At 65.8% G+C, this 20,709-nt stretch carries 20 protein-coding genes and 4 pseudogenes; 7 read left to right on the top strand and 17 right to left on the bottom strand.

Going from position 1 to position 20,709, the window contains the following annotated elements:
* Positions 1-4: 4 nt before the first annotated feature.
* The 6 genes and pseudogenes from AU193_RS08755 to AU193_RS08730 form a co-directional block, all read right to left on the bottom strand.
* Positions 5-348 (bottom strand): annotated as a pseudogene (locus AU193_RS08755) (cupin).
* Between the two features lie 25 nt (positions 349-373).
* Positions 374-1,048: a metalloregulator ArsR/SmtB family transcription factor gene (locus AU193_RS08750; RefSeq protein ID WP_064421976.1), complete on the bottom strand. Its 675-nt coding sequence runs from the start codon at positions 1,046-1,048 to the stop codon at positions 374-376.
* A gap of 12 nt (positions 1,049-1,060) precedes the next feature.
* Complete coding sequence (locus tag AU193_RS08745; RefSeq protein WP_064421975.1) at positions 1,061-1,864, bottom strand: class I SAM-dependent methyltransferase; 804 nt, start codon at positions 1,862-1,864, stop codon at positions 1,061-1,063.
* Positions 1,861-2,637 carry a hypothetical protein gene (locus tag AU193_RS08740; protein ID WP_064421999.1) on the bottom strand — a complete coding sequence of 259 codons (777 nt, stop codon included), beginning with the start codon at positions 2,635-2,637 and terminating at the stop codon, positions 1,861-1,863. The genes AU193_RS08745 and AU193_RS08740 overlap by 4 nt, the downstream gene beginning before the upstream one ends.
* On the bottom strand, positions 2,634-3,326 hold the full coding sequence (locus AU193_RS08735; RefSeq protein ID WP_064421974.1) for an ABC transporter ATP-binding protein: 693 nt from the start codon (positions 3,324-3,326) through the stop codon (positions 2,634-2,636). Before AU193_RS08735 ends, AU193_RS08740 begins: the two co-directional genes overlap by 4 nt.
* Before the next feature lie 7 nt (positions 3,327-3,333).
* Complete coding sequence (locus tag AU193_RS08730) at positions 3,334-3,798, bottom strand: hypothetical protein (RefSeq protein WP_064421973.1); 465 nt, start codon at positions 3,796-3,798, stop codon at positions 3,334-3,336.
* A 190-nt stretch (positions 3,799-3,988) separates the two neighbouring features.
* Between AU193_RS08730 and AU193_RS08725 the strand changes: the two genes are divergently transcribed.
* Positions 3,989-4,291 (top strand): hypothetical protein, encoded by a 303-nt coding sequence (locus AU193_RS08725; protein WP_156425155.1) that lies wholly within the window; start codon positions 3,989-3,991, stop codon positions 4,289-4,291.
* Positions 4,292-4,350: 59 nt separating this feature from the next.
* On the opposite strand, the gene nrdE is transcribed toward AU193_RS08725, so the two are convergent.
* The 6 genes and pseudogenes from nrdE to AU193_RS08705 all read right to left on the bottom strand — a co-directional run bounded on the left by nrdE (position 4,351) and on the right by AU193_RS08705 (position 9,457).
* Positions 4,351-6,039, bottom strand: a complete 1,689-nt coding sequence (nrdE, locus tag AU193_RS23825) for a class 1b ribonucleoside-diphosphate reductase subunit alpha (protein WP_371259170.1) — start codon at positions 6,037-6,039, stop codon at positions 4,351-4,353.
* Between the two features lie 180 nt (positions 6,040-6,219).
* Positions 6,220-7,176, bottom strand: a pseudogene (locus AU193_RS23820) (LAGLIDADG family homing endonuclease); the annotation flags it as partial.
* A 6-nt stretch (positions 7,177-7,182) separates the two neighbouring features.
* A pseudogene (locus tag AU193_RS23815) lies at positions 7,183-7,743 on the bottom strand (ribonucleotide reductase N-terminal alpha domain-containing protein); the annotation flags it as partial.
* A complete protein-coding gene (nrdI, locus tag AU193_RS08715; RefSeq protein WP_064421971.1) occupies positions 7,710-8,147 on the bottom strand; it encodes a class Ib ribonucleoside-diphosphate reductase assembly flavoprotein NrdI in 438 nt (145 codons plus the stop codon). The pseudogene AU193_RS23815 and the gene nrdI, both read right to left, overlap by 34 nt.
* A gap of 30 nt (positions 8,148-8,177) precedes the next feature.
* Positions 8,178-8,426 carry a redoxin NrdH gene (locus AU193_RS08710; protein ID WP_064348903.1) on the bottom strand — a complete coding sequence of 83 codons (249 nt, stop codon included), beginning with the start codon at positions 8,424-8,426 and terminating at the stop codon, positions 8,178-8,180.
* A gap of 467 nt (positions 8,427-8,893) precedes the next feature.
* On the bottom strand, positions 8,894-9,457 hold the full coding sequence (locus tag AU193_RS08705) for an NAD(P)H-dependent oxidoreductase (protein WP_064421970.1): 564 nt from the start codon (positions 9,455-9,457) through the stop codon (positions 8,894-8,896).
* 93 nt (positions 9,458-9,550) lie between these two features.
* Here AU193_RS08705 and AU193_RS08700 point away from each other — a divergent pair, with 93 nt between their 5' ends.
* From AU193_RS08700 to AU193_RS08690, 3 genes and pseudogenes are all read left to right on the top strand, one after another.
* Entirely contained in the window at positions 9,551-10,159 is a 609-nt protein-coding gene (locus AU193_RS08700; protein ID WP_064421969.1) for a TetR/AcrR family transcriptional regulator, read from the top strand.
* Positions 10,160-10,166: 7 nt separating this feature from the next.
* Complete coding sequence (locus AU193_RS08695; protein ID WP_064421968.1) at positions 10,167-11,237, top strand: DNA polymerase IV; 1,071 nt, start codon at positions 10,167-10,169, stop codon at positions 11,235-11,237.
* A gap of 1 nt (position 11,238) precedes the next feature.
* Positions 11,239-12,424 (top strand): annotated as a pseudogene (locus AU193_RS08690) (AAA family ATPase).
* Between the two features lie 5 nt (positions 12,425-12,429).
* On the opposite strand, the gene AU193_RS08685 reads toward AU193_RS08690, so the two are convergent.
* Positions 12,430-13,281 carry an SDR family oxidoreductase gene (locus AU193_RS08685; protein ID WP_064421967.1) on the bottom strand — a complete coding sequence of 284 codons (852 nt, stop codon included), beginning with the start codon at positions 13,279-13,281 and terminating at the stop codon, positions 12,430-12,432.
* A 25-nt stretch (positions 13,282-13,306) separates the two neighbouring features.
* Positions 13,307-13,942, bottom strand: coding sequence for a TetR/AcrR family transcriptional regulator (locus AU193_RS08680; protein WP_064421966.1), 636 nt, complete (start codon positions 13,940-13,942; stop codon positions 13,307-13,309).
* Between the two features lie 118 nt (positions 13,943-14,060).
* Between AU193_RS08680 and AU193_RS08675 the strand changes: the two genes are divergently transcribed.
* Positions 14,061-15,545 carry a cytochrome P450 gene (locus AU193_RS08675; protein WP_064421965.1) on the top strand — a complete coding sequence of 495 codons (1,485 nt, stop codon included), beginning with the start codon at positions 14,061-14,063 and terminating at the stop codon, positions 15,543-15,545.
* Positions 15,546-15,639: 94 nt separating this feature from the next.
* Here AU193_RS08675 and AU193_RS08670 read toward each other — a convergent pair whose 3' ends face one another.
* Positions 15,640-16,134 carry a homocitrate synthase gene (locus tag AU193_RS08670; protein ID WP_172798246.1) on the bottom strand — a complete coding sequence of 165 codons (495 nt, stop codon included), beginning with the start codon at positions 16,132-16,134 and terminating at the stop codon, positions 15,640-15,642.
* Between the two features lie 258 nt (positions 16,135-16,392).
* Here AU193_RS08670 and AU193_RS08665 point away from each other — a divergent pair, with 258 nt between their 5' ends.
* Complete coding sequence (locus AU193_RS08665; protein WP_064421964.1) at positions 16,393-17,142, top strand: sulfite exporter TauE/SafE family protein; 750 nt, start codon at positions 16,393-16,395, stop codon at positions 17,140-17,142.
* On the opposite strand, the gene AU193_RS08660 is transcribed toward AU193_RS08665, so the two are convergent.
* Together AU193_RS08660 and AU193_RS08655 are read right to left on the bottom strand one after the other, a co-directional pair.
* The gene (locus AU193_RS08660) at positions 17,139-18,203 is read right to left on the bottom strand and encodes a phosphotransferase family protein (protein WP_064421963.1); all 1,065 of its coding nucleotides are present in this window, start codon (positions 18,201-18,203) and stop codon (positions 17,139-17,141) included. The genes AU193_RS08665 and AU193_RS08660 overlap by 4 nt on opposite strands.
* Positions 18,204-18,287: 84 nt before the next feature.
* Positions 18,288-19,055 (bottom strand): SDR family NAD(P)-dependent oxidoreductase, encoded by a 768-nt coding sequence (locus AU193_RS08655; protein ID WP_064421962.1) that lies wholly within the window; start codon positions 19,053-19,055, stop codon positions 18,288-18,290.
* 103 nt (positions 19,056-19,158) lie between these two features.
* On the opposite strand from AU193_RS08655, the gene AU193_RS08650 reads away from it, so the two are divergent.
* The gene (locus tag AU193_RS08650; protein ID WP_064421961.1) at positions 19,159-20,700 is read left to right on the top strand and encodes a molybdopterin-dependent oxidoreductase; all 1,542 of its coding nucleotides are present in this window, start codon (positions 19,159-19,161) and stop codon (positions 20,698-20,700) included.
* Positions 20,701-20,709 lie beyond the last annotated feature (9 nt).

The raw sequence follows: 20,709 nt of genomic DNA, 5'->3' as shown, positions 1-20,709 counted from the left end.
GGTCCTAGCGCTCTTTGGCGACGACCGTCAACAGCACCACCGAATCCTCCAAGGCGGCAAGGCTGTGACGTTCGTTCGGTATCGCGAGATCTTCTCCTGCGCTGCCCTCCACCGACGCGCTCACCGCCCGCAATTGCACCCGGCCGCGAGCACCAACAGCGTTGCCTCGCCGGGACTTTCGTGCTCGTCCAGACCATGGCCGGCGGCCATCGCCAGCACCGTCTGGCGTAGCGTGCGCCCCCTCCCGCCGTACACGGTCTGCGCGGAGCGGCCGGACGAAGCGGCCTTAGCGGCGGTGAGTTGCTCGTCGGCCAGCTGGTGTAACGACAGCGCGGTGGTAGCGGTCATGAGTCTTCCCTTCTCGCCCCGACATTCACCGTTCGGGGCGCAATGCCAGACTGACCTCGCACGAGCCACCGTGCGGGTCCGGCGTCACCGACGCCTGATAGCGGGCGCCGACGGCGTCGGCGTTGCGGTTGATCACCTCTTGAATGAGGCCCTGCTGGATGCCGCGCACCACTTCCGGCGCTGACGCGGCCACCTCGGCCAGCGGACACGTGCAGATCTGCACCGTCACTTCACCGAACGAGGTCAACACCGAACGAACCTGGAAGCCAAGGTCGTTGAGAGTCGCGACCACCATGTCGGCGATCGTGGCCTCGGGGCGTCTGCGGGCCAACCGGACCCGATGAGCCAGGTCCGCGCCGATCCGCAGGGCACGCTGTTCGCGTTCCTGCACCGTCCCGCCCAGGTGCGCGGCGAACAGCGAGACGATGTCGGCGTAGTCGAACCGGGGCGCCAACTCGTAGGTGAGCCGCGGTCGCCCCACTCGACCGGCCGTGGCCGCGTTACCCCGCCGGATAACGCCCTGCTCCTCCAGCGTCATCAGGTGGAAGCGGGCCGTGGTGATGTGGATCTGCAGCGCATCGGCGACCTGTCGGGCGTCGACGGGATCCGCTGCGCTTTTCAGCAGGCTTAACACTCGTTGGCGCTGCTGACCTGCCGCCCGCTCCGGCGGCACATCGAAGTCGTGGCGCGACACTGGCATGGCATGAGTCTGTCACGACGTCGGCACGACACCGACCGCCGCGACGGCGGTCAGTGCCCGCCGATGGCGGTGGAATGTCTTGCGCATACCGATGACCCGCTTGCGCGCCGCAGGCCTGACGATCAGGTTGCCGACGATCCGCAACGCACCGGCGAGCCCCTCGTCTGCCAGGACGCGCGCCGGATTGAGCAGGGCCATCTTCGCGTGGTCGACGGTCACGACCTGGAAGCCGGCGTCGGTCAGCAGCGTCACCCATTCCGCCGTCGTCAGCGGTCGCGCGTTGACTTTGATCGCGCGCGCCATGTCGCGGCGGATCTCGTCCTTGGCATCCTGCGGGAGGTCATCGGGCTGAAGACCCAGTTCGTGGATCGCGTAGCGACCGCCCGGCCGTAGCACTCGGAAGGCCTCGGCGACGATCGCGCGCTTGTCCCGGTCGCTCTGCATCGTCAGCATCGCCTCGCCGATCACGACATCGGCGCTGTCGGAGGGCAATCCGGTGTCGGCGGCGTTGGCGACGACGACCTTGCCGTCGACGGGCGCCACGATCGTGCGCACCGTGTCGCTGGTGGCGGCGGTGTCGTCGACACCGACGTAGGAGCGGGGCCGCTGGGCGACGATGTCGGTGGCGGTGCGGCCCAGCCCCGGACCGAGCTCGACGACGTCGGCGCCGCTGATCTTGGCGGCGGCGAGCAGACGGCTGGTCAGCTCGAGGCCGCCGGGCCGGAGCACCCGCTTGCCCAGCCGGGCCAGCAGCCAGTGGCCCGGCAGGTCGGCGTCGGACCGCTGTGCGAGCGGAAGTGATTCTCTGCCAGTCATCTTCGAATTGTCCTTCCCACGGCGGCGATCACGAAGATCGCGGTGAAAACCGAGCATGCGTAGATCAGTGCGCCGTTCTGGCCCCACGGCGGCGTGAGCACGGTGTCCTGTCCGGTGGCGTACACCGCGTTCAGCAGCGGCATGAAACGCTGCAGCGCCGCGCCGCTGGGCAGGTAGCCGGCCGCGGTCTCGGCCACGAATGCCCAGAGCAGGATCCCGCTCACCGCAACGAGCGGCGAGCGGGTGAGGGCCCCGACTCCCACGCCCGCGCCCGCCGCGAACAGCGCCAGCACCGGCACCGTCCACAACAGTCGCAGCCCGACGTCGTCGGTCAGCGACACGGGCCCGTAGACCGTGGGCGAGACGACCGGGAGCCCCACGAGCACCACGACGAGGGTCGCGACGGCCGCGAGCCCGCCCAGGGCGCCGTAGTACATCCATCGACCGAGCAGTGCGGGCCACGCCTGCGGTATAGCGAGGCGCACGTATTCGCCGACGCTGTAACGACTTTCAGCGGCCTGCCCGTCGGCGCCCGCAACGGCCACCAGCGTGACGGTGATCGTGATGACCCAGTAGGCGGCGTTGGACGTCGTGACCTGCAGCAACGAGATCTGTCCGGGGATACGCGCGAACGATTCGGCGACCCACGCGATGCCGAACGTGATCACCACCGGGACGATCACCGCCGCGGGCGCCACCACGGTCCACAGCCGACTGCGCCCGCCGGTGCGGATGATCTCGGCGCGTGCGCTGCGCGCCACCACGGCGGTCATGTGCACTCCAGCAGCGTTGCCTCGAGCCATTCCCGGGTGTCGGCACCGATGGGCCGCAACTGCGACAGCTCACCTGCGGCCTGCAGCCGGCCGCCGTTGAGCACTGCGACGTGATCGGCGGTCAGCGCCACCTCCCCGAGCAAATGCGTGGCGACGACGACCGTGCGGCCCTGGTCGGCAAGCCGACGAACCAGTGACCGGAACCAGACGATGCCGGGGACGTCGAGCCCGTTGAGGGGTTCGTCGAACAGCAGCGTCTGCGGGTCGGCCAGCAGTGTGCCCGCGATCGCCACGCGCTGGCGCATGCCCAGGGACAACCGGTCGATGCGCAGCGACCGGTGGTCGTGCAGTTCGGTGTCGGTGAGCACCTCGTCGAGGCGGGCACCGCCAATACCGGAAAGCGCTGCAAGCCAACACAAATGACGATGCACGGTGTGACGGGGGTTCATGGCGGCGGGACCGAAGTGGAATCCCAGCAGGCGTGGGTCATGGCCCGCGCGACGGCCACATACCGCGATCGTTCCGCCGTCGGGACGGGTCAGCCCGGCGAGCAATCGCAGCAGCGTGGTCTTGCCCGCGCCGTTGAGCCCGAGTAGTGCGGTGACCGAGCCGGCGGGAAAGGTGAGGGTGACGTCGTCGACGGCGCGACGAGAGCCGAATGACTTGGTCAACCCAACGACGTCGATCACGCTGCCATCATTCGAAATTGCACGGAATCGGCAGGCCGAGGGTCTTGATCCCGTTGCACAGCGACTTGCTCGCCAGCTTCCACCGACCGTCGATCCGGCGCCACTCGGCTTCTATGCGCACGGTCGGTGCGCCCTGCCTGCTGGCGTTGATGATCGCGGTGTGGCGGTCACCGTCGTGGGTCTCGGGACCGGTCACCGCGCTCGAGCCGCGCGGTGGGCGAAAAAAGCCGATCCGATAGACCATCTTCGGCACCACCACCGCCCGGCTGCCGCCCTCGAGTTGAGCGGCTTTGACCGCGTCTGGCGCGGGAGTGGCGACCAACAGCCGGACCTGCGCATCGAGTTCGGCCAGGGTCGGGACCTCGGAGGTGATGGCGAACTCGGCTTCCGGGGCGGGCTGGGCGTGCGCCGCGGGAGCGAACGATGCGGCGGCGATCATCGCGGCGGTGTGAACGCACAGGCGCCTGAGCATCGACCGGCCTCCTATTTAGAGGAAAACGTTCCGGTAAATGTAAACGCCGAATTGATCTGAGGCAAGGCTTACCTGACAGTCGCCCCCACTCCCCTAGGACGGTTGTGCGGTGCGCCCCCGCATCGGCGGGCAGCCGGTCGCGGTGTGCGCCCCGTTTCGGGCAGCCCGGCGCCGCAGCAATGTCTACGCCATGACCATCACACGACTTCTGGCAACGGCCGCCGCGACGATCGGCCTGGCCGTCGGACTAGCCGCGACGGCCGGCGCCACTCCTGTCAGCGACGACTTCTGGGAATGCGCGGCCGACCACCAGGACACCGACGGACTGGGCGTCTGCTGCGTGTTTTACGGCGGCGACTACGACGAGAGAACCGGCGAGTGCTGGATAGACCACGAGGCGAAGCTGCAGGAGGCCGACTCCGGCCCCGGCGTTCCGCCGAAGCGCCCGGCACTGACGCGGGTGGACCGCCTGCCCACCTACGTCGTGGGCTAGCGGCGTGCGCCGAGTGTCAAATCAATCACCGTGTCCGACCCGACGCGGCGTGGCGGCCGCTACAACATGCAGCTGACGCAGCCCTCCACCTCAGTGCCCTCCAAGGCCATTTGGCGCAGCCGGATGTAGTACAGCGTCTTGATGCCCTTGCGCCAGGCGTAGATTTGCGCCTTGTTGACGTCTCGCGTGGTGGCGGTGTCTTTGAAGAACAGCGTCAGGCTCAAGCCCTGGTCCACATGCTGGGTGGCCGCGGCGTAGGTGTCGATGACCTTCTCGTACCCGATCTCGTACGCGTCCTGGAAGTACTCCAGGTTGTCGTTGGTCATGTAGGGCGCCGGGTAGTAGACGCGGCCGATCTTGCCTTCCTTCCGGATCTCGATCTTGGACGCGATCGGGTGGATCGAGCTTGTCGAGTGATTGATGTAGCTGATCGATCCCGTCGGCGGCACCGCCTGCAGATTCTGGTTGTAGATACCGTGCTGCTGCACCGATTCCTTGAGCCGCTTCCAGTCCTCCTGATCAGGGATTCGGATGCCGGCATCCACGAACAGCTGACGGACCTTGTCGGTCTTGGGCTCCCACACCTGGTCGGTGTACTTGTCGAAGAACTCACCCGTGGCGTATTTGGACTTCTCGAAGCCCTTGAACGCCGTACCCCGTTCGATCGCAATGCGGTTCGACGCCCGCAGTGCGTGATACAGCACCGTGTAGAAGTAGATGTTGGTGAAGTCCACACCCTCTTCGGAGCCGTAGAAGATCCGCTCACGGGCCAGATACCCGTGCAGGTTCATCTGGCCGAGGCCGATCGCGTGAGAGTCGTTGTTGCCCTGCTCGATCGACGGAACCGAGGTGATGTGCGTCTGATCGCTCACCGCGGTCAGCGCACGGATGGCCACCTCTATCGTCTGGGCGAAGTCCGGCGAGTCCATCGCCTTGGCGATGTTCAGCGAACCGAGGTTGCACGAGATGTCCTTGCCGATCTTCTTGTACGACAGGTCATCGTTGAACTCCGACGGCGTCGACACCTGCAGGATCTCCGAGCACAGGTTCGAGTGGGTGATCTTGCCGTCGATCGGGTTCGACCGGTTCACCGTGTCCTCGAACATGATGTACGGGTAGCCCGATTCGAACTGCAGCTCGGCCAGCGTCTGGAAAAACTCGCGCGCCTTGATCTTCGTCTTGCGGATCCGGCTGTCGTCGACCATCTCGTAGTACTTCTCGGTGACCGAGATGTCGGCGAACGGCAGACCGTAGACCCGTTCCACGTCGTAGGGCGAGAACAGGTACATGTCCTCGTTCTTCTTGGCCAGCTCGAACGTGATGTCGGGGATCACGACGCCGAGGCTCAGCGTCTTGATCCGGATCTTCTCGTCGGCGTTCTCACGCTTGGTGTCGAGGAACCGGTAGATGTCGGGATGGTGGGCGTGCAGGTACACCGCACCCGCGCCCTGGCGAGCCCCCAGCTGGTTGGCGTAGGAGAACGAGTCCTCGAGCAGCTTCATGATCGGGATGACGCCCGAGCTCTGGTTCTCGATGTTCTTGATCGGGGCACCGTGTTCGCGAATGTTGGTCAGCAGCAACGCAACTCCGCCACCGCGCTTGGACAGCTGCAGCGCGGAGTTGATCGAGCGTCCGATCGACTCCATGTTGTCCTCGATGCGAAGGAGGAAGCAATTGTGGACGACCGTGCCGCGGATCGTGTACGTATGCGTGCCTTCGACGTGAAGGTTGTACACCTTCTCCGGCATTTCGTCCGTACGTCTGATTTCGCGGACGCCGAACACATGCCGACCATGGACGACTTGATAGGTCTTGCGTGATGCTCCCTTCACGCCCACGTAATTGTGCAGGTTCTTGCCGACCTCGAAGATGAACTCTTCGTTGTTGCCGGGCAGCCCGGGCACAAAGACCTGTCCGGTTCGGTTGCCGGCCTGGTTGACGTATTGGCGAACCCGAGACACTATCCCCTGCCGGCGAAGGATCAGTTGGACCTGGTCGATGAGTTCCGGGTTCACCAGGTCGAGCATCATGCCGCCAGTGGTGCTGCAGCCGTCACCGCGGAACAGGCCGTCCAACAGGCCTCGCTGAAACTCGTCGTCGGCGGTCAAGACCTCGTGCGACAGACGCTTTTTGTTGTACCCCGTACCAGCCATGGCCAGAAATAGCGACGCCACGACCTTGCTGTCGCAGATCATCCTGACCGATTGGTCCGAGATGCTCTGATGCACGGCGAGGTCGGCCGCGAACACACGCTTGAACGCCGCCGCCAGTTCCTGCTGGTAATCGAGTTCATGGGAACCAAGAGTGAAGTGAATCCCGTTCGGCACACTGGTATCTGTCGACCGCTTTGACACGTGACCCTCGGACACATACCAGCCGAGGATGAGGCCGAGATCGTACGATTCCTCGACGTAACGGTTCACCGACACGAAACGCATGTGATGACGTTGCTTGTTGCGATGCTTCTTGTCGCAGTTGACCTTGCGAAGGAGTCCGTCGACCTCCTCGTACTCGCCTGAGCCGACGCGGTCCATCAAGTCGTAGACGCGACGTTCGCGCCGCGCCAGCGGTGCCGCCGTCACGATGTAGTCCGAAGGATGAACATCCTTCGCGGCAAGCCACACAAATCCATTGAACGGGTCCGCACCGTCGCCATCGATGAGTGTCTGTACGTCGCGCGTCGTCCACACGAGGATCGGGTGCTCGGGAGTGCACCGGATCGGCTCTCGGTGGCCGAAGTGCGAGATCGATACCAAGGCTTGCTCGTTGGGGTTCTCGACAACAGATTCAACGACGGAGAAAGAGCCGTCGTGCGAGAGCACCCGGTCACCGGCCCGCAATGTCTCGATCGCCTTCGGTCCTTCTGGTGTATCGACCGGAGTTCCCGCCGGGAAGCACGAAACCGGCTCACCGCGTTGTTTTTTACCTGAATTCAGGAAAGTCGGTGTGGCAGGCTGGAATCGGCCGTCAATGATCTCGTCGACCAACTTCTCAGCTAACGACGTGTCCCCCGCGGCGAGTGTCAGCGCCACCATCACCACGCGGTCCTCGAAGCGCTCCAGGTAACGCTTCCCGTCGAAGGTCTTCAGCGTGTAAGAGGTGTAGTACTTGAACGCACCGAGAAAGGTCGGGAACCGAAATTTCTTGGCGTACGCGCGATCCAGCAGCGTCTTGACGAAGTTACGCGAGTACTGGTCGAGCACCTCGCGCTCGTAGTAGTCCTTCTGGATCAGGTAGTCGAGCTTCTCGTCCTGGTTGTGGAAGAAGACCGTGTTCTGGTTGACGTGCTGCAGGAAGTACTCGCGCGCGGCCAGCACGTCCTTGTCGAACTGAATCTTGCCGTCGGCGTCGTACAGATTCAGCATCGCGTTGAGCGCGTGGTAGTCCGTCTCGCCCGGCAACGTGGCCGGCGCGGACGTTACAGGCTCTGCAGCTGTGACGGTTGGTGACACGTCTGGTCCTTCCAAAACTCTTCCAGACCCGAACGGACGGCGGCGACGTCGTCCGGGGTTCCCATCAGTTCGAAGCGGTACAGGTACGGCACGCCGCACTTGCGGGACACGACATTGCCCGCGTAGGCGAACTCGGCGCCGAAGTTGTTGTTGCCCGCGGCGATGACGCCGCGGATCAACGACCGGTTGTGTTCATTGTTGAGGAACGCGATGACCTGCTTGGGCACATAGCCACCGTCGTTGATGTCCGGTGTGGCGCGTCCACCGCCGTAGGTGGGCAGTACCAACACGTAGGGCTCGTCGACCTCGATGCGCCCGTGCAGCGGAATCCGGATGGCGGGCAGGCCGAGCTTCTCCACGAAGCGATGGGTGTTCTCCGAAACGCTGGAGAAGTACACAAGCATCGCGTCCCCCTTTCTGCCCGTCGAGTACCCCTAGGCCGTCGCCGCGACCGCTCCGAGCGCCTTGATGCGGTCGGGCCGGAAGCCCGACCAGTGCTCGTTGCCGGCCACGACGACCGGGGCCTGCAGGTAACCCAGCGCCATTACGTAGTCGCGGGCTTCGCTGTCGAGGCTGATGTCGACGGTCTCGTAGGCGATGCCCTGCTTGTCCAACGCCTTGTAGGTGGCGTTGCACTGCACGCATGCGGGCTTCGTGTACACGGTGATCGAATGCTGAGTCATCTGCGGTACGGCTCCTCTACAACTGGCACTGAACGCTGACTGGCAACTGGTCGGACACTTCTTGTCGCCGAGATTCATGGAATTTCAGCAGCCCGGAGACCCTGGAAATTCCTGCCCTCCGAGGCCCCCGCCGGTGTGTCTGGAACGCCCATCCAACCGAGTTCGAAGGCTCCGGCCGACCCTCGGAAGGCTTGGAAATCGTGGGGCCTGTCGGTGTCCGAAACACTACACCTAGTGGCCGACATTGCGAAGGAATACCAGATGTTCTGAATAACAATCTTGGAATTCCCAGGTCGTAAGCTCTTCTGAACGTCGTGGCTCGGCGTGTCGCAGGTCACACTTGCGGCGTGTCGCACGCACTGCGGTAGGTATAGCAGCCGGGACCGACAACGGGGCCGAGCGTGGACCCCGAACAGCAAAGCCGTCGGCCGGTTGTTTCACCCGGGCCGACAGCACACGAAGAGCGGTCAGGCGATCTCGGCGACCAGCTTTTCGATGACATCGCGCAGGTTCGCGGCCACCTCGGCATTCTCCCGCGGATGCCTCCCGTCGAACGCCCTACTCGGCACCGACAACTGGAGATCCTCGACCACCCGCGCACCGGCGATGGCGAAGCTCCTACGCGTGTCGTCATGCGCCCGCTGGCCGCCGTACCGTCCGAGTGCCGCGCCGACGACCGCGAGCGGCTTGTCCTGGAGCGCGCTGTTGCCGTACGGCCGCGACAACCAGTCGATCGCGTTCTTGAGCACACCCGGGATGCTCCCGTTGTATTCGGGGGTCACGACCAGTGCGGCATCCGCATCAGCGGCCGCTTGGCGCAGCGCCGCCACGGGCTCGGCGACTCCTCCGTGTTCTGGATCGTTGTCGATGTCCTCGTTGTAGAAGGGCAGTTCACCGAGTCGGTCGAACCACTGCAACGTGACCCCGTCCGAGGCGGTCTCCAACGCGAGTTCAACCAGCTGCCGGTTGACCGAGGCCGCCCGCAGGCTGCCCAGCAGCACCAGCACGTTGACCTTCGAGGTGTCCGACATCTTCCCTCGCCTCCCTTCGAATGCTCGTGGAGATCCTCGCACACGATAACCGGACTGCGGTCCGAATAATTCCGTCTGAACTAAACTGCTGACATGGCCGCCCCTCGTCCGCTCAACGAGCTGCCGGTCACCGACCAAACTCCCCATGAACGCGGGGACGCCGCGCGCAACCGCACCCTACTTCTGGACGCCGCACGCCGACTCATCGCCGAGCGGGGTGCCGACTCGGTCACCACCGACGACATCGCCACCGCGGCCGGCGTCGGCAAGGGCACCTTGTTCCGCCGGTTCGGCAGCCGCGCGGGGTTGATGATCGTGTTGCTCGACGAGGACGAGAAAGCACATCAGGAAGCGTTCCTGTTCGGACCGCCGCCTCTTGGCCCGGGCGCGCCGCCGCTCGAACGGCTGCTGGCCTACGGGCGAGATCGGCTGGCATTCGTGCACAGACATCACGCACTGCTGTCCGACGCCAACCGGGACCCTCAGACGCGGTTCAACGCCCCCGCGACGCTGCACCATCGGCACGTCCGAATCCTGTTGGAGTCCGCGCACACGACCGGCGACCTCGATGCGCAGGCCACTGCACTGCTGGCATTGCTCGACGCGGACTATGTGCGGCATCAACTCCAGGAGCGCGGCGCGACGATCGAGTCGCTCGGCGACGCGTGGGAGTCGGTGGCGCGCAAGCTGTGCGGCCGATGAGTGTCCAATGACGCGCTGGATCCTGCACGTCGATCTCGATCAGTTCCAGGCCGCGGTCGAGATCCGCCGCAACCCGGAGTTGGCCGGGCTGCCGATCATCGTCGGCGGCAACGGTGACCCGAACGAGCCCCGCAAGGTCGTCACGTGCGCGTCGTATCCCGCCAGGACGTATGGCGTGCGGGCGGGCATGCCGTTGCGCACCGCCGCCCGCAAATGCCCGGACGCGACGTTCCTTCCGTTGGACACCGATGCCTACGACGAGGCCTCCGAGGAGGTGATGGGCGTACTGCGCGACTTCGGGCATCCGGTTGAGGTATGGGGGTGGGACGAGGCGTACGTCGGCGCCGACCTGGACGACTCGCAGAGCCCGTTCGAGTTCGCCGAGCGGATCCGCGAGGTGATCGCCGCTGAAACGGGGCTGTCATGCTCGGTGGGCATCAGCGACAACAAGCAACGCGCCAAGGTCGCGACCGGCTTCGGCAAGCCGGGACGCGAGTCCGGGGAGTCAGCGGGCGTGTTTCAACTCACCGACGAGAACTGGATGGCCGTGATGGGCGACCGCGAGGTCGACGCGCTCTGGGGGATCGGCCCCAAGACGGCGAAAAGACTTGCGACGATGGGTATCAGCACCGTCGCCGACCTCGCCGGTACCGATGCGACCGTGCTCACCGAGACCTTCGGCCCGACCACCGGGCTGTGGATCCTGTTGCTCGCCAAGGGCGGCGGCGACGCGACCGTCAGCGCCGAACCTTGGGTCCCGCGCTCACGCAGCCACGTCATCACCTTCCCAAGCGATCTGATCGAGCGCCACGAAATGGATTCTGCAGTAGTCGATTTGGCGCGGCAGACGCTGGCCGACATCGTCGAGCAGAGTCGGCTCGTCACCCGGGTGGCGGTGACGGTGCGAACCAAGACCTTCTACACCAGGACCAAGATCCGCAAGCTACCCGAACCCACCGTGGACGAAAACCTCATCACGCGAACCGCACTCGACCTACTCGCCCAGTTCGGACTCGACCGCCCTGTCCGACTGCTGGGCGTGCGACTGGAACTGGCCCCGCCGGAAGGTGGGTACTGAGGTGTTGCGCACCGTCGCCATCCGCGGATATCGCTCGCTGCGCGAGATCGTGCTGCCACTCGCTCGGCTCACGGTCATCACCGGCGCCAACGGAACGGGTAAGTCGTCGTTGTATCGAGCGTTGCGCCTGCTGGCCGACTGCGGCGGGGGTGATCGGATCGCTGGCCCGCGAGGGTGGGCTGCAGTCGGTCCTGTGGGCGGGCCCCGAGCAACTCGGTGACGCACGCCGGACCGGACGGGTGCAAGGCACGACGCGGATCGGCCCGGTGTCACTCGAAATGGGTTTCGCCGCAGACGACTTCGGCTACCTCGTCGATCTGGGTCTGCCTCAGATGGCCGGCCCTGAATCGCTGTTCGCGCTCGATCCGGAGATCAAACGCGAGGCGGTGTTCGCCGGCCCCGTCATGCGCAACAGTTCGACCCTGGTGCGCCGGACCCGCGACTACGTCGAGGCGAGCGCCGAAAGTGGGCGCGGATTCGACAAGGTGACCCAGGCACTTCCGGCTTACCGCAGTGTGCTCGCCGAGTACGCCCACCCCGGAGCGCACCCCGAGCTTGCGGCGGTACGGGACCGGTTGCGCAACTGGCGGTTTTACGACGGCTTTCGCGTCGACGCCGCAGCACCCTCACGCCGGCGCACCGTCGGGACCCGCACGCCCGTGCTCTCCGACGACGGCAGCGACCTGGCCGCCGCGATCCAGACCATCATCGAGGCCGGGCACGATGACCTCCAGCGGGCCATCGCCGACGCCTTCGACGGCGCCACGGTGACCGTCTCGGTGCACGACGGACTGTTCGATCTGCAGCTACATCAGTCGGGTATGCTGCGACCGCTGCGCGCCGCCGAATTATCCGATGGCACACTGCGATTCCTTCTGTGGGCCGCTGCGCTGCTGAGCACGCGGCCCCCATCCCTGATGGTGCTCAACGAACCGGAGACGTCCTTGCACCCGGACCTGGTGGGCCCGTTGGCAACGTTGATCCGCGCCGCGGCGAACACCACGCAGGTCGTCGTCGTCACCCATTCCGAGGCTCTGCTTGCACACCTCGACACCGTTCCCGTCGGCGAGGCCGCCCAGAGCGAGGCGGCCGCAGTCGAGATCCCGCTGTACAAGGACTTCGGCGAAACACGGGTCGAGGGCCTCGGCATGCTCGCCATGCCCCCGTGGGACTGGGGTAAGCGCTAACCGCGTTACGACGCGGGACGCAGCGCCTTGGTGAACAACACGTTCGCCTGGCGCATCGCGACGCTGTACGGCCACCACATGGTGCGCTTGAAGAGATAGAGCGCCCTGATGTCGGGTGAGGTGTAGATCAGGAATCGGTTTCGCCGCACGCCCTTGAGGATGCACTCGGCGGCGTGCTCGGGTGAGACCGCGTGCCCGCTGAAGCGGCCGGTCCACTTCTTCACCCGCGGATCCTCCCGGTCGACACCCGCGATCTGAACCGTCTGCACCAGAGGCGTTTTCACGGCCCCCGGTACCACCACCGACACACCGATCCGGTGTCGGGCCAAATCGAAGCGCAGCACCTCGGACATCCCGCGCAGCCCGTACTTGCTCGCGCTGTATGCCGCATGCCAGGGCAGCGCGACCAGGCCGGCCGCCGAGGACACGTTGACGATGTGGCCACCCGTGCCGGCCGCGACCATCCGCGGCACGAACGCCTCGATGACGTGGATCGGTCCCATCAGGTTGATGTCGACCATCGACTTCCAGTGTTGGTGCGTCAGCGTCGAGACGGTGCCCCACGCCGATACCCCCGCGATGTTCATCACGATGTCCATAGCGGGGTGACGGGAGTGGATGTCGTCGGCGAACGCGACGACCGCCTCGTAGTCGGAGATGTCAAGGGCGCGGTATTCGGCCACTTCGGCACCCAGGGAGCGCGCCTCGGCGACGGTCTTCTCCAACCCTTCGGCGTCGCGGTCGGTCAGATAGAGCTCGGCGCCTTCCGCGGCCAGCTTCAACGCAGTCGCTCGGCCGATGCCGCTGGCGGCCCCGGTCAGAAAGCAACGCTTGTTCGCATACCCGGTGTGCGCCATGGCGGTGAGGATACTGATCCCGACCCTAGCGCTGGTCGGATGGCTGCATGTGTCCCCAGAACGCCGCCACCCACAACCGCTCGAGGGTGTCGACGGCCCGGCGCGGGTCGATGCCGCGGCCGACGAACGTGCTGTCGTGCGTCAGCGTCATCGTCGTCGTCGCGGCAAGTGTCCGGACGAGCGCGGGCAGGTCGGCCGAGATCGGGCGCGCGTCGGCGTCGTTCTCGAGCAGCGTGATCAGCTTGTCGATGATGCCGTCGTAGAAGTCGTCCATCATCTCGCGGATCTTGGCGTCGGTGTTGCGTGCCACGGCACACGCCGTCAGCACCGGGTCATCGTTGGCATACACCGCCGCCGCGCTGCCGACCATCCGTTTCGCGAACGCCTCCGGTGTCTCCCCCGGCTCACGGGGAGCGAAATGGTGGGTGAGGCTGTCGAGCATCTCGCCGGCGCCGGCCAGGATCTCGGCCAGCACCGCGTACTTGGAGTCGAAGTAGAAGTAGAAGCCGGAACGGGCGACGCCGGCGTGCTCGCTGATGGCACTGACGGACAGGTCTGCGAACGGTTGTTCCTGCACCAGATCGCGCACGGCGTTGAGAATCGCGTCACGCTGCCGGTCACCGCGGCTGCGCCGCGTTTGCGATGCTGGTTGCGCGCTCATCGCTCTAGACCTTCGCACCGCAGCGCGTCAGAACAAAACTTGACATGCGTCAAGTCTGCCATCCAGGATGGGGGTGAGAGTGACAACGGCCACATTCCTTTGCACCAGGAGCTTGTGAATGACCGCGACGATCAGTACGACGGATTATCTGCTCGACCAGGCCAAACGCCGGTTCACCCCGTCGTTCAACAACTTTCCCGGCATGGGAATCGTGGAGCGCAAGCTGCTCAACACGGATTTCCCGCAGAAACCGATGGCCATGCCGCCTGCGGGCAGCGATCTCAAGCCGGTGATCGGCGACGCCGGTCTCCCGATCATCGGGCACATGATCGAGATGTTCCGCGGCGGACCCGACTACCTGCTGCACGTCTACCGCAAGTACGGGCCGCTGTACTACGCCGACTCGCCGGCACTGGCCGCCGTTGCGGCGCTCGGGCCCGATGCCGCGCAGGCCGTCTACTCCAACCGCAACAAGGACTTCTCCCAGCAGGGCTGGGTTCCGGTAATCGGACCGTTCTTTCATCGCGGCCTGATGCTTCTCGACTTCGAGGAGCACATGTTCCACCGCCGCATCATGCAGGAGGCGTTCGTTCGCTCTCGGTTGGTCGGATACACCGAACAGGTCGACAAGGTCGTCTCCCAGGTGATCGCCAATGACTGGGTGGCCAACGACGGCCGTTTCCTGATGTACCCGGCGATGAAGGAGCTGACCCTCGACATCGCCTCGATGGTGTTCATGGGCCATGAGCCCGGCTCCGACAAGGAGTTGGTCACGAAGGTGAACAGGGCCTTCACCACGACCACACGTGCCGGCAATGCGATCATCCGCAAGCCGGTTCCGCCGTTCACCTGGTGGCGCGGCATGCAGGCCCGCAAACTGCTGGAGAACTACTTCGAGGAGCGCGTCAAGGAACGCCGCGGCAAGGACGGGTCCGACCTGCTGACGGTGTTGTGCCACACCGAGGACGAGGACGGCAACAAGTTCTCCGACGAGGACATCGTCAACCACATGATCTTCCTGATGATGGCCGCGCACGACACGTCGACCTCGACGGCGACGACGATGATCTACCACCTCGCCAAACACCAAGAGTGGCAGGACCGATGCCGCGACGAATCCGACCGCCTCGGCGACGGACCCGTCGACATCGAGTCGCTGGAGAAGCTGGAGTCGCTGGACCTGGTGATGAACGAGTCCATTCGCCTGGTCACGCCGGTGCAGTGGGCCATGCGTCAAACCGTCCGCGACACCGAGTTGCTCGGTTACTACCTGCCGAAGGGCACCAACGTCATCGCTTACCCGGGCATGAACCACCGTCTGGAGGAGCTCTACCCCGACCCGATGAAGTTCGACCCGTTGCGGTTCACCGAGCCGCGCAACGAGCACAAGCAGCATCGCTACGCGTTCAGCCCCTTCGGCGGCGGCGCGCACAAGTGCATCGGCATGACCTTCGGCCAGCTGGAGGTCAAGACGATCCTGCACCGACTGCTGCGCAGGTATCGGCTCGAACTGCCCCGCCCCGACTACACGACCGAATGGGATTACGGCGGCATGCCGGTGCCCAAGGACGGCATGCACATCGTGCTGCGCCCGCTGCACTGATCCTCGTTGCCGCGAAATTGCATTCCGGCAGCGAAAGGTCGAGTGACGGCCTGCGGGAATGCAATTTCGCGGACCAGGGGCGATCAGTCAGCGCTCACGACACCGTCAGTAGGCGGTTCGCGCACGCGATCACCGCGCTCAGCGCCGACTGCGTCGGGTCCAAGGACAGCCCCATCGCCCACTCGGACTTCAGGCCGTCCGAGCCGCGGATGAAGGTGGCGGTGCGCTCGCCTGCGGGCACCTGGTGAAAAGCGGTCATCTCCAACGAGATTCCGCGGTCGTAGAGCATCGAGGTCAGCGCGGCGACGGGGCCCGGCGCCGCGGCCGACGTCGTGCAGATCCGGTCTCCGATCGCGAGCGTCGCCCGGTAGTTGCGTGCCTGGGGCTCCAGCCGGGTCGCGGGACGGTCCCCGTCGAGGCAGCTCCAGTTGCCCAACCTCAGGGGTCCCGAACTCGGCGCGTATTCGCCGAGAAACGTTTCGAAGGACATCGCGTAGGCCTCCTCGCGCAGGCCGCGGGGCGGCGGGGCGTTCAGATATGACGCGAACTGCGGTGCTGCGCTGGTTGCGGATTCTGTTGCAGAGGTCATGTGCCGGTCTTCTTCTTCGAAGTGAAGTGACCGACTACGTAGCGACGACCCACAGCGAGGGGTCGGTCAGGATCAGACCCCGCTGCGGGTTGCTACTACGAGTCGCCTCGGCACGCGTCCGATCGTAGACAACCGCCGACCGGGCCGCAAAGAAAAATTCTCCGCATGCTGACGGCCCGGGCTGATAGAGAGCTGATAGAGATACGTCACAGCGCCTCGAGTCCTTGCCGGCGCGTCCTGGCCGTAGCGTGATCCTCGATGACGTGGGCCCTGCTCTTCGCCGCCGGCGTTCTCGGCGGGCTCACCGGCAGCATCGCCGGGCTTGCTTCGGTGGCCACCTATCCCGCGCTGCTGCTCTTCGGGTTGCCTCCGGTGACCGCCAACGTGACCAACACGGTGGCACTGGTGTTCAACGGCATCGGATCGGTTTTGGGGTCTCGCCCAGAACTGGAGGGTCAAGGGCGGTGGATCCGCCGAACCGCTCCGATCGCGGTGTTCGGGGGCGTGGCCGGCGCCGCGCTGCTGCTCACCACACCCGCCGGGGGCTTCGAGAGATCCGTGCCGATCCTGCTCGGTGTCGCGTCGGTCGCTATCCTGCTGCCCCGTCGGGCTCCCCGCGACGCACCGAGCGCGGGGCGTCGTCGTGCAGCGGTGGTCATCGAGGCGACCGCCGTGTTCCTGATCTGCATTTACGGCGGCTACTTCGGCGCGGCCGCCGGGGTGTTGCTGCTTGCACTACTCCTGCGCACGGGGCATGCCTCACTCGCGGAGGCCAACGCGGGTAAGAACGTCATCCTGGGCGTGGCGAATCTTGTGGCAGCCGTGGTGTTCGCACTGCTGGCGCCGGTGCACTGGGGGGCGATGCTGGTGCTGGGTCTCGGTTGCCTGGTCGGCTCCCGCCTGGGCCCCGTCGTCGTGCGGCACGCGCCGGCGGGGCCGCTGCGTGTGGTGATCGGCGCGGCCGGGGTGGCGCTGGCCGTCAAGCTGGCAGTCGACACCTACACCTAGAGCTCGAAGGGGCTGTCTCCCTTGATGACCCGGTTACCGAGGTCGATGAGGTTCTGGGCGTTGGCATGCAACCGCTCACCCGCGTCCCGGCTCGCCTGACCGACCAGGAACCGCGACCAGGTGCCCTCGATGACGATGCCGAGTTTGAAGCACGCCATCGCCACATACCAATCAAGGCTTGATGTCTCGCGTCCCCCCGCGGCGAGGTACGCCTCGAGGAGCTCGCGACGGGTGGCCAGTCCGCCGAGGGCGGCGAGCTGTGCACCCGCGGTGATCGTGTTGGTCTCCAGCGGCCAGCAGATGAGCATCCACCCCAGGTCGAGCAGCGGGTCGCCGATCGTGCACATCTCCCAATCGACGAACGCCGCCACCTCGGGCTTGTCGCGGCGCAGCAGCACGTTGCTCAGATGCGGGTCGCCGTGCAGGACACCCGGCCGACCCTCTGGCGGCAGGTTCGACACCAACCACTCAGCGAGTTCGGTCACGGCCAACGACTCGGGGTCGTACCGGTCGTGCCGATAGCTCTCGAGCAACCGGAGGAACTGCGGAACCTGGCGCTCCAGAAAGGAACCGGGCCGTTTGAGTTCGGCGAGCGGACTGCCCTCCCATTCGACCTGCCCGAGTGCGGCAAGGCTGGCAGCGTACGACAGCCCCACCTGATGGCGCATCGCCGGATCGCGCACGTACGCCTCGGACATGTCGTCACCGGGGTTGAAGCCGTCGACCACTTCCATCAAGTAGAAGACGACGCCGAGGACGCTGAGATCCTCACAGCCGGCGATGAATTCGGGGTGCGGCACCCGCGTCCCCGCCAATGTTCGCAACGCCGCGATCTCGCGCAGCATCGTCTTGTCGCTCGTCGGCCGCGGATGCGCCGGCGGCCGACGAAGAACCATGGGCCGGTCGTCGATCCGCAACCTCACCACGATGTTCTGGGTGCCGCCGGTCAACGGTTCGACGTCGCTGACCGTCGTCCCCAGGCCCTGCTGTCGCGCCCACCGCTGCAGGGCTTTCTTGTCGTCCTCACTCAGTGTCGGGAGCCGATGCGCATCGTCGAGCATGCAGTCATCGTGTCACGGTGCAAAGTCGGCGACTTGTGTACGTTCAGGAGCGCGGAGCACTCCTGCACGCACAAACCACCTCGCCTACTTGGGAGCGAAGCGCTGGCCGGCGTCCAGGCGCAGGCACTGGCCGTTGAGCATCGGGTTCTCGACGATCGCGGCGACCAGTTTGGCGTACTCCTCCGGCTTGCCGAGCCGCTTCGGGAAAGCCGCATCCCTGGTCAACGCCTTGGCGAACTCGTCGGGGATGCCCTCGGTCAGACCGGTGGCGAACAGGCTCGGCGCGATCGCCAGCGCGCGGATGCCCAGGCTGCCCATGTCTCGGGCCATCGTCAGGCACATCCCGGCGATCGCGGCCTTGGACGCGGTGTAGGCGACCTGCCCGATCTGGCCCTCGAACGCCGCGATCGAGGCGGTGTTGATGATGACGCCGCGCTCTTCCTGCTCGTCGTCGACGAGATCCTGCTGGCTCATCTGCCAACCGGCCAGCCTGCTGATGTTGAACGTGCCGATGAGGTTGAGGTCGACGCACTTGCGGAACGTGTCGAGGCTGTGGGGGCCGTCCTTCTTGACGGTGCGCTCGGCGGCGCCGCCGCCGGCCGTCGTCACGATGATGTGCAGCGCTCCGAGCTTGTCGATCGCCTGCTGCAGCACCTTCTCGGTGCCCTCGAAGTCGGTGACGTCCACCTCGAAGAAGGAGCCGCCGATCGCGTCGGCCACTTCCTTGCCCTTCGACTGCGGGCGGTCCAGAATCGCCACGTCGGCGCCGCGTTCAGCCAGCAACTCGGCCGTCGCCTTACCGAAGCCCGAAGCCCCGCCGACGACGATGGCCTTCTTGCCAGAAATCTCCACCTGGGTCTCCCCTTTCCAAAAAGAGCTCGATTCGTAAAGCAACCTAGCTGACGTCATCGTTCGGTAAGCCCGTCGGGTGGCCAACGTGAGTACTTTGAGCGGCATGACGTCGCGCAGCACCAAGGCGATGGGCGGCATCGCCGCGGCCGCCGTGGCGCTCGGCGTGACCCAACTGCTCGCCGTCTTCGTCGGGCCGCAGGCCGACTCGCGTACCGCAGTCGGGTCGACGGTCATCGACCTGACGCCCGGGTCGGTCAAGGAGTGGGCGATCCAAACCTTCGGCATGGCCGACAAACTGGTCCTGTCGATGCTCGTGCTCGCGGTGATCGCCGTCGTGGCCGCCGCCACCGCGGCGCTGGAGACGCGGCGCTTTCCGATCGGCAGTATCGCGATCGTCGCGGCCGGTGTCGCCGGGTGCGCAGCGGTCCTCTCGCGCGCGGGGGCGACCCTGTTGGACACCCTGCCGACGGTGGTCGGCGCCGCGTGCGGCGTCGCGGTGCTGCGACTGCTGACATCCGGGCGGTTCACCGACGCCGAGCACGCGGGCGCCGACGACGGACCCGATCCCGGCCGACGGCTGTCGTTGATCACGCTGGGCTTCCTCGGGGCAGGCGTGCTGACCGGAGTGGGCGGCGTCGTGCTGTCCCGCCTGACGACCTCGGTCTCCGGTGAGCGTACGGCTTTCGCGCTGCCACCGGTCGACGTCGCCGCTCCCCCGGTCCCGGCGACGGTGCAGCCGAAAGGTGTTGCGCTGCCGTCGTTCATCACCAACAACGCCGACTTCTACCGCATCGACACCACGCTGCAGGTGCCGCAGTTGAGCCGCGAGAACTGGCAGTTGCGCATCCACGGCATGGTGGATCGCGAAATCACCTTGCGCTTCGATGATCTCGACCGATTCGACGTGGTCGAGAAACTGGTGACGCTCACGTGTGTGTCGAACCCGGTGGGCGGTGATCTCATCGGCAACGCCACGTGGACGGGATATCGCGTCTCAGACCTGTTGGCCCAAGCCGGAGTTCAGCGCGAGGCGGACATGGTGCTGTCGATGTCGATCGACGGGTTCACCGCGGGCACTCCGGTCGAGGCGCTCACCGACGACCGCGGCGCGCTGCTGGCAATCGGCATGAACGGCGAGCCGCTGCCGACCGATCACGGCTACCCCGCCCGGTTGGTCGTGCCCGGGTTGTACGGGTATGTCTCGGCGACGAAGTGGGTGGTGGACCTCGAGGTGACGCAATTCGACCGCGCCGAGGCCTACTGGACGCGTCTGGGGTGGTCGCCGCGCGGACCGATCAAAACCGAGTCGCGAATCGACGTGCCGCGCAGCGGTCAGGAGGTACCCCGCGGGGCCGTGACATTCGGCGGTGTGGCGTGGGCGCAGAACCGCGGGGTGCGCAACGTCGAGGTGCGCATCGACGGCCCCGACGGTCAAGGCGACTGGCAACAGGCCGAACTCGGCGCCGCCTACTCGAACGAGACCTGGCGGCTGTGGAGTTTCCCGTGGCAGACCACACAGCCGGGACGGCATACCATCACGGTGCGCGCCACCGACAACACCTGCGCGGTGCAGACCGCCGACATCGCCGAACCGATCCCCGACGGCGCCACCGGCTGGCACAGCGTGGACTTCCAGGTCACGTGACGCTTACCG

This window comes from Mycobacterium sp. GA-1285, assembly GCF_001499905.1.
Taxonomy (GTDB): Bacteria; Actinomycetota; Actinomycetes; order Mycobacteriales; family Mycobacteriaceae; genus Mycobacterium.
Note: the sequence above shows the minus strand (reverse complement) of the source record. Positions and strands in the feature narration are given on the sequence as shown.